Source organism: Chitinimonas sp., from assembly GCF_036568685.1.
In the GTDB taxonomy this organism is placed as follows: domain Bacteria; phylum Pseudomonadota; class Gammaproteobacteria; order Burkholderiales; family Chitinimonadaceae; genus Chitinimonas.
Window position 1 is genome coordinate 21,423 of sequence record NZ_DATCSC010000080.1, and the last position, 7,455, is coordinate 28,877.

Below are 7,455 nucleotides of genomic sequence, written 5' to 3' on the forward strand. Positions count from 1 at the left end.
ATGCAATTCAAGGTACAGATAGGCATCAATCCCATCTCCTGGAGCAACGACGACCTGCCCTCGCTGGGCGGGGAAATTCCGCTCGAGACCGCCTTGCGCGAAGGTAAGGAGATCGGCTACCAGGGCTTCGAGCTGGGTAACAAGTTTCCCAAGGAGCCGGCAGCCCTCAAGGCCAAGCTGGCCGAGTACGGGCTTGCCTGCGTTTCCGGCTGGTACTCCGGCCGATTGGCGACGGGGACGGTGGAGGATGAGATCGCCGGGGTTCAGGCCCACCTGGAAAAGCTGGTCTACAACGGTGCCAAGGTCATGGTCTATGGCGAGGTGGCAGACGCGATCCAGGGCCAGGCCCAGCCCCTCTACAAGCGACCACGGCTAAGGAGCGAAGCGGCGTGGCGTGCCTATGGTGAGCGCCTCAATGCCTTTGGCCGCTATCTGCAATCGCGCGGCATCACCCTCGCCTACCACCACCATATGGGCGCCTATGTGGAGTCGCCCGACGATATCGACCAGTTGATGGCCGTCACCGGCCCCGAGGTCGGGCTGCTGTTCGATACCGGCCATGCCGCCTTTGGTGGCGGCGACCCGCTGACGCTGCTGCGCCGGCACTTGCCGCGCATCGTTCATGTGCACTGCAAGGATGTACGCCCGGCGGTGGTCAAGCTGGCCCGCAACCGGCAGTGGACCTTCCTGCAATCGGTCATCAACGGTGCCTTCACGGTACCGGGTGATGGGGGTATTGCCTTCGCTCCCTTGCTGCTCGCCTTGGCGCAGCATGGTTATGCGGGCTGGCTGGTGGTGGAAGCTGAACAGGACCCGGCCGTGGCGCCCAGTTACACCTATGCCGACAAGGGCTACCGTCATCTGGCCGGCCTGGTCGAGGCCATACGCCGGGGCACCCTGCAGGAGGCGGCATGAGCCCGCTATTGAGCAAGGCCAGCCCCTATGGCCGCGAGATCGTCAAGGTCACGCCGGCCTCGGCCGGCTGGCAGTACGTGGGCTTTGAAGCCTACCGTCTACGTGCCGGTGAAGCCCTGAGCTGGCTGGAAGATAACCGCGAGTGCTGCGCCGTGATCCTCAGCGGCAAGGTGGACGCCGAGATCCCCGGCAAACATTGGGTCGGCATCGGCGAACGGCGCAGTGTGTTCGAAGAGACCGGTCCCTACGCAGTCTATGTGCCACCCGGTATGCCACTGAGCCTGACCGCGCTGAGCGATGCGGAAGTCGCCTTCTGCTCTGCGCCCAGCCACGTTGGTCACCCTGCCAGGCTGATCGAACCCGACTCGCAACGCCGTAGCGTGCGTGGCGTGGGCAGCAATACCCGTTACGTCTACGACATCCTGCCGCAGACCGACCCGGCCGACGCCCTGCTGGTGGTGGAGGTGCGCACCCCCGCCAGCCACTCGTCCAGCTACCCGCCACACAAGCATGACCGTGATGCGCTGCCCGAAGAGAGCAGCCTGGAAGAGACCTACTACCATCGTATCAACCCGCCGCAAGGCTTTGCCTACCAAAGGGTCTATACCGATGACCGCAGCCTGGACGAGACCATGGCGGTGGAGGACCACGACGTGGTGCGCGTACCGCGCGGCTACCACCCGGTCACCATGCCACATGGCTACGAGGGCTATTACCTGAACGTGATGGCCGGCCCGCATCGCGCCTGGCACTTCCAGAATGACCCGGCGCACGCCTGGCTGATGGGCAAGGTGCTATGAGGGTTGTCCTGCCACAAGACTTTTCGGCCCGGCCAGGTCCACTGCCTATACTCGAGGCAGGGGGTGCGCCGCGGCTCGCTTTGGGTCTGTCACCGCTCCGTGACAGCTGACGCTTGGGGGCGCGCTGGCGCCCCCGTTTTTTATTCCCCGGTGTTTATTCTTGATTGGGAGGTAGGCCATGCGCCGCAAGCTGTTGATCGGCAACTGGAAGATGAACGGTTCGCTGGAGTTGGCCCGGCAGATGGCTGCACGGCTGATGCCCATGGTACGGCCGGAGGTGGCGCTATGGCTTTGCCCCAGCGCGCTGCACGCCACCGGCCTGGCCCAGCTCGCCGCCGATAGTGGTCTGGGTTGGGGTATGCAGGACATCTCCGCCCAGCCTGATGGCGCCCGCACCGGCGAGCACTCGGTCAGGATGGCGGGCGAGCTGGGCGCTCGCTGCGCCATCGTCGGCCATTCCGAGCGCCGCGCCTACCATGGCGAAACCGACCAGCTGGTTGCCGACAAGGCTCGCGCCTGCCTGGAGGGCGGTTTGTTGCCCGTCGTCTGCCTGGGCGAGCGCATGGAAGAGCGTGCCGCCGGCCAGACCGATGCCGTGCTGGCCCGCCAGTTGGCACCGGTGCTGGCGAGCGTACCCAGCGAGGACTGGTACCGACTGGTGATCGCCTACGAGCCGGTCTGGGCCATAGGCAGCGGCCAGGCGGCCGGCTCGGCGGAGATCGCCGCCGCCCACGCCGGCATACGGCGCTTGATCGACCAAGCGGCCCCCGGCCTGGGTGACAAGGTCAGCGTGCTCTACGGCGGCAGCCTGTGCGCCGGCAATGCTGCGGCCGTATTCAGTACCCCGGGCGTAGACGGCGGTCTGGCCGGCGGTGCCTCGTTGCGGCCAGGCGAGTTTGCCGATATCTACCAGCTGGCCCTGCAGTATCTTGGCGAGCAATGAAAAATGTCCGATTTCAAGCCTTTGGTGAAACTCGGAAAATAAAGCGCGCCAAGGCTCGTCGCCATATCACTTAGATGGCCAAAGCGCCCCCAAGCAGTGCCCGCCCTGTCGATTCCGCGATCTGATCGGAGAGTGCATTACTGCCAACTGCACGGGCGAGGGTTACCGTCCCTATGAGCGATGCCAAGGCGACGAAGGCTGCGTCAAGATCACGCGGCGCCGCTTGCGAACGCGGTCCCGAGAGGATTGCCTCGGCTACATCCCGCAATCCTTCCTCGAACACCGCGCGTGAGTCTTCATCCGATCTGCCGATTTCGGGAGAAAGGCTCTGCAAGGCGCAACTTTCAGAAAGATCGCAAGTTCGCTTGAACCCGAGATAGAACTTAACGAACTCAGGCCACCAAGCCGCCCCGTGCAAGGACTGGAAGTGAAGCACACCCTCCTTGAGTTCATGCATGCCCTGCCTGACCGATTCCCGGAATGCCGCCGATTTCGAATCGAAGTGCACATAAAAGGCACCTGACGTGACACCAGCATCCTTGGCCAAACCGTCAATGCCGACCCCGCCAAACCCACCTTTACGAAAGCTGCGACCTGCAGCTTCCAGAATACGTAGACGCGTCTGGATCTTCTTCTCAACTCTGGACATGAAACTTCCCTCCATGCTTGAACCCTTTGCACATCGTACTTTACAACATCACGAACGTTATCTAAATTGAGATAACGGTCGTTATCCAAACGGCCGTGCAGCTGCCTATGCTGCCAACCGTCACTCAATATCGGAGCCCGCTATGCCCCTTACGCTCATCGTCACCGAAGGCGTCATTCCGAAGGATCGCGAAGCCGACACCATGTCGCGACTGTCAGAAGCCTTTCTGAAATTGCACGGGCTCTCCGGCAACGAGGCAATGACACCAAACGTGATCGGACACCTTCAAGTTGTCGCCAAAGGCAGCAGCTACTCGGGCCTGAAGCCAGCAACGGTTGCTATTGTCGAGTGGAAAGTGCCGTCATTCGCGTTTACTGACCGCGACATTCAAACCTCGTACATTGCCCAGGCGACCGAGATCATTCATGAAGCATCCGACCGAAAGCATCCGAAGGAGCGCATTTGGGTCAACGTGACTCACGCCGTTGACGGCGCATGGGGCATTGCAGGCAGGGCCTATACCAATGCTGAGTTGGGTGAAGCTGTCAGTCACGCTTGAAGGGGCAGCTAATGCAACTTTCCAACTATTTGTTCTTTAAGACGTGCTGCGAACCGGCACTCGATTTCTACACGCGATGCGGCCTAGGCCGTGCAGTGGAAATAATTCGCTACGGTGACGACGGCATGCCTGCCGGAAGTGAGGGAATGCGTGGTCGCATTATGCACGCCAAGTTCGAGGGCCCTGGCGTAAGCTTCTATGCGTCAGACAACGACGATGCGGAGCCGATGCGCGGTTCGGCACACCTTCTGATAATGGACAATCAGGCTCAGACGGAACGGCTGTTCAACATGCTGGCGCAAGGCGGAGCGATCACCACGCCTTTGGGTATCCAACCCTGGGGCGACTACTACGGCAAGCTGACTGATCAGTTCGGTGTGCAGTGGATGCTAGATTGCCCGCTTCAGTAGCACAAACAGGTGTATGAGGCTCGACCAGAGCCTCTTAACCGGGCGTCAGCATCATGCAATATAAACCCCGCCAGTTAGCGGGGGTTTTTATCGCGTTGCGCGCAGGTTATAGCCGGAATCGACTGACTGAGGACTTTAGTTCCTGTGCCAGCTTTTCCAGCGCCAGCACATTGCGATTGGCCGCCTGCACCGAGGCTGCCGACTCTTCCACCATGTGGGCGATCCGTTCCACATTGCTGGCCACGCTGCTACTGGCGAGGCTCTGCTCGGCGGTGGCGTTGGCCACATCCCGCACCTTGTCCAGCGTGGCAGCGGCACCTTCATTGATCTCACGCAGCGCTGCGGCGGCTTCGCCTGCCAGGCTCACGCCACGCGCCACCTTGGGCGTGACCGACTGCATGCTGTCCACCACCGAGCCGGTATCGTCCTGGATCGCCTGGATCATGGTGGTGATCTGGCCGGTAGCCTGGGTGGTGCGCTCGGCCAGCTTGCGAACCTCGTCAGCCACCACCGCAAAGCCGCGGCCCTGTTCGCCGGCACGGGCGGCTTCGATGGCGGCATTGAGCGCCAAGAGGTTGGTCTGGTCAGCAATTTCCTTGATCACACTGGCGATGCCATCGATCTCGCGCGAACGCTCCACCAGGCCGCCGATCAGCCCAGAAGCATCCGCGATCTGCGCGGATACCCGTTCGATCTCCTCGGCCGCCTGGTTGACCAGGCCCTCGCCGCGGCTTGCCAGCTCGCTGGAGCGAGCCGAATTCTGCTCGGTCTCGCGGGCGCTACCGGAGATATGGTCCACGCTGACCGACATCTCTTCGATCGCAGCGGCGGTGGCCGAGGTGGCGTCGGCCGATTGGCGCGAGGCTTGGTTGATCTGCTCCATCTGCAGTGACAGATCCTGCGCTGCGCTACCCAGGCTACCGGAGCTGCCCTGGATGCCCTCGATCATGTCGCGCAGGCTTTGCTGCATGCTGGCCACGGAACCCAAGAGGCTGTCGCGCTCGAACTGGCCCGCCACCTTGCGGCTCAGGTCGCCACCGGCAATCGCCTGCGCCACCTCGGCGGCATAATCCGGTTCGCCACCCAGGCGGCGATAGATGGTGCGCGACATGGTCAGCGCCAAGGCAATCAGGGCCGCCAGCACCAGGCCGCCTATCACCAGGAAGTTCACCGCCAGTCGCCAATAGGCCTTGTCGATATCGTCAACGAAAACACCGAAACCGATCAGCCAGTCCCAACCATTGATCTTCGCCACGCCGTTGATCTTGGGTACCTCCACGTCCCCGCCGGGGCGCTTGGTCACGATATCGGTGTAGCCAAAGTCAGCCTTGCTGAGCACATCGAGATAAGCCTGCATGGTGGTACGACCATCGGGCAGCTTGGAGCCCTGGTCAATCTTGCCCTGTTTACGCACGTCCGGGTGCACCAGCACCATGGCGCCGAGCGTGCGGGCAAAGACATAGTCGTCACCGTCGTGCAGGCCACGCAGGGCTTCCTGCGCCTTGGCCTGGGCTTCGTCGCGGCTCATCTTGCCGCTTTGCTCCAGCGACTGGTAGTAGGCGACCTGCTTGGCTGCAAGGCTGAGCACCAACTTGATCTGTGCACGCCGGTCTTCAAGCATGGTTGAACGCAGGGTACTGAGCGAGTAGCCGGCGATCAGCATCAGGCCGACGACGGCACCGACAATGATCAGACCCAGGCGGGTGGAGAGCTTCATGGCGTAGTCCTTGGGGGATTGGTCAGGCCAGGCTTTCTTATCGGCTTGCAAGCAGTGCCTGGCAGGCTTTAATTATAAAACACTTATTTAGCATGCAAATGTACTTAAACAATATTTAACCTGATGTTTTGCCAAGGCTTGCGATCGGATGCTTGCTTGAACTCCACAGCAAATCCGACTTTCAGTATGGGCCATGAAATGTACGATGCAATGTCGGCGCAGACCCGCCAGGGGCTTGAACTTCGATCGGTCATCCCACACCTCGCTTGCCAGGGACTGCCGCCCACCGCTTGTCGCCATGGTACCGAGGGGGTTGATCAGGCCCAAACAATCGGTTAGTGTAATAACTAATCAACAGAAAGCCCGACTCATGAACCAAGCACGCCACACCGCCGTCGTACTCCGTGCCGCTCAGCAAGCGGTCGGCGTCAACGCGCCCTACGGGTGCCGCGTGTTGTTGGCTATCTTGATTTAGCGCCTCTTAGAGCATGCTCGGGAGGCTACAGCGCCTACCCGGGTCGATAAGACACCCGAACCCCGGTAGGCAAAGCCTCCCGGGGTTTTGTTTTTCCACCAAAGGAGTTCGCAATGCGTACCTACGACAAGCTGATCGACGTAATTCGTGCCGGCCAAGGGATGGAGGGCTTGCGCTCGTCCTTTGGCACGAATCCGGCGGTTGGCGTGCGCATTGCGACCGTCACCGCCCAGCTGCAAGACACGGACTAGCCTTCCTGCGCCATGCGAGGAAGGCCGCTCAGGCGCCAGCCAGGAAACAGAAACCCCGGCAGCGCGACAGCCCTCTGAGGCTAGATAAAGGTGACTGATCATGGAAAACAGACATGTACGCAATATCGGCATCATTGCCCACGTAGACGCCGGCAAGACCACCACGACCGAACGCATCCTCTTCTACACCGGCGAGAATCACCGCCTGGGTGAGGTACACGACGGTGCCGCCACCATGGACTTCGATCCACAGGAGCAGGCTCGCGGCATCACCATCAATAGCGCTGCCACGACCGTGTTCTGGAAAGGCACGCAGATCAATCTGATCGACACGCCGGGCCACATCGACTTCAACATCGAGGTGAACCGTTCGCTGCGCGTGCTCGACGGCGCGGTCGTGGTGTTCGATGCAGTAGCCGGCGTGGAGCCGCAGACGGAAACCAACTGGCGACTGGCCGACAAGTACCGCGTGCCCCGCGTGGCCTTCATCAACAAGATGGACCGCGTGGGTGCAGACTTCCACCGCGTCGAGGCCATGATGAAGGACCGCCTGGGCGTGACGCCGCTGGTGACGCAACTGCCCATCGGCGCGGAGAGTGATTTCCGCGGCGTGGTGGACTTGCTCACGATGCGATCGCTGGTGTGGCCCGACGACCAAGCGAAGCTGCCGGTCGTCGAAGGTGATGTGCCTGCCGAGTCGCTGGACACCGCACGTTCGCACCGTGCGCGTCTGGTG

At 61.7% G+C, this 7,455-nt stretch carries 9 protein-coding genes; 7 read left to right on the top strand and 2 right to left on the bottom strand.

Annotated features, from left to right (window positions below; translation table 11 throughout):
- The 3 genes from iolE to tpiA all read left to right on the top strand — a co-directional run bounded on the left by iolE (position 1) and on the right by tpiA (position 2,658).
- Complete coding sequence (iolE, locus tag VIM95_RS12275; protein WP_331986069.1) at positions 1-915, top strand: myo-inosose-2 dehydratase; 915 nt, start codon at positions 1-3, stop codon at positions 913-915.
- Positions 912-1,715 carry a 5-deoxy-glucuronate isomerase gene (gene iolB / locus VIM95_RS12280; protein ID WP_331986071.1) on the top strand — a complete coding sequence of 268 codons (804 nt, stop codon included), beginning with the start codon at positions 912-914 and terminating at the stop codon, positions 1,713-1,715. The genes iolE and iolB overlap by 4 nt, the downstream gene beginning before the upstream one ends.
- 178 nt (positions 1,716-1,893) lie before the next feature.
- On the top strand, positions 1,894-2,658 hold the full coding sequence (tpiA, locus tag VIM95_RS12285; RefSeq protein WP_331986073.1) for a triose-phosphate isomerase: 765 nt from the start codon (positions 1,894-1,896) through the stop codon (positions 2,656-2,658).
- 70 nt (positions 2,659-2,728) lie between these two features.
- Here the strand turns inward: tpiA and VIM95_RS12290 are convergent, their stop codons facing one another.
- Positions 2,729-3,307, bottom strand: coding sequence for a TetR/AcrR family transcriptional regulator (locus VIM95_RS12290; RefSeq protein ID WP_331986075.1), 579 nt, complete (start codon positions 3,305-3,307; stop codon positions 2,729-2,731).
- 142 nt (positions 3,308-3,449) lie between these two features.
- Here VIM95_RS12290 and VIM95_RS12295 point away from each other — a divergent pair, with 142 nt between their 5' ends.
- Positions 3,450-3,866 (top strand): hypothetical protein, encoded by a 417-nt coding sequence (locus VIM95_RS12295; protein ID WP_331986077.1) that lies wholly within the window; start codon positions 3,450-3,452, stop codon positions 3,864-3,866.
- Between the two features lie 11 nt (positions 3,867-3,877).
- Positions 3,878-4,276, top strand: coding sequence for a VOC family protein (locus VIM95_RS12300; protein ID WP_331986079.1), 399 nt, complete (start codon positions 3,878-3,880; stop codon positions 4,274-4,276).
- A 106-nt stretch (positions 4,277-4,382) separates the two neighbouring features.
- Here the strand turns inward: VIM95_RS12300 and VIM95_RS12305 are convergent, their stop codons facing one another.
- Positions 4,383-5,993, bottom strand: a complete 1,611-nt coding sequence (locus VIM95_RS12305; RefSeq protein WP_331986081.1) for a methyl-accepting chemotaxis protein — start codon at positions 5,991-5,993, stop codon at positions 4,383-4,385.
- 588 nt (positions 5,994-6,581) lie between these two features.
- Between VIM95_RS12305 and VIM95_RS12310 the strand changes: the two genes are divergently transcribed.
- Complete coding sequence (locus tag VIM95_RS12310) at positions 6,582-6,719, top strand: hypothetical protein (protein ID WP_331986083.1); 138 nt, start codon at positions 6,582-6,584, stop codon at positions 6,717-6,719.
- 100 nt (positions 6,720-6,819) lie between these two features.
- Positions 6,820-7,455, top strand: a 636-nt coding sequence (locus VIM95_RS12315; protein WP_331986085.1) for a GTP-binding protein, incomplete at its 3' end; no start/stop codon positions are given.

Coding starts and splice junctions, on each gene's coding strand:
- VIM95_RS12310 (WP_331986083.1), top strand. CDS start 6,582: ATGCGTACCTACGACAAGCTGATCGACGTAATTCGTGCCGGCCAAGGG.
- tpiA (WP_331986073.1), top strand. CDS start 1,894: ATGCGCCGCAAGCTGTTGATCGGCAACTGGAAGATGAACGGTTCGCTG.
- VIM95_RS12300 (WP_331986079.1), top strand. CDS start 3,878: ATGCAACTTTCCAACTATTTGTTCTTTAAGACGTGCTGCGAACCGGCA.
- iolE (WP_331986069.1), top strand. CDS start 1: ATGCAATTCAAGGTACAGATAGGCATCAATCCCATCTCCTGGAGCAAC.
- iolB (WP_331986071.1), top strand. CDS start 912: ATGAGCCCGCTATTGAGCAAGGCCAGCCCCTATGGCCGCGAGATCGTC.
- VIM95_RS12290 (WP_331986075.1), bottom strand. CDS start 3,307: ATGTCCAGAGTTGAGAAGAAGATCCAGACGCGTCTACGTATTCTGGAA.
- VIM95_RS12305 (WP_331986081.1), bottom strand. CDS start 5,993: ATGAAGCTCTCCACCCGCCTGGGTCTGATCATTGTCGGTGCCGTCGTC.
- VIM95_RS12295 (WP_331986077.1), top strand. CDS start 3,450: ATGCCCCTTACGCTCATCGTCACCGAAGGCGTCATTCCGAAGGATCGC.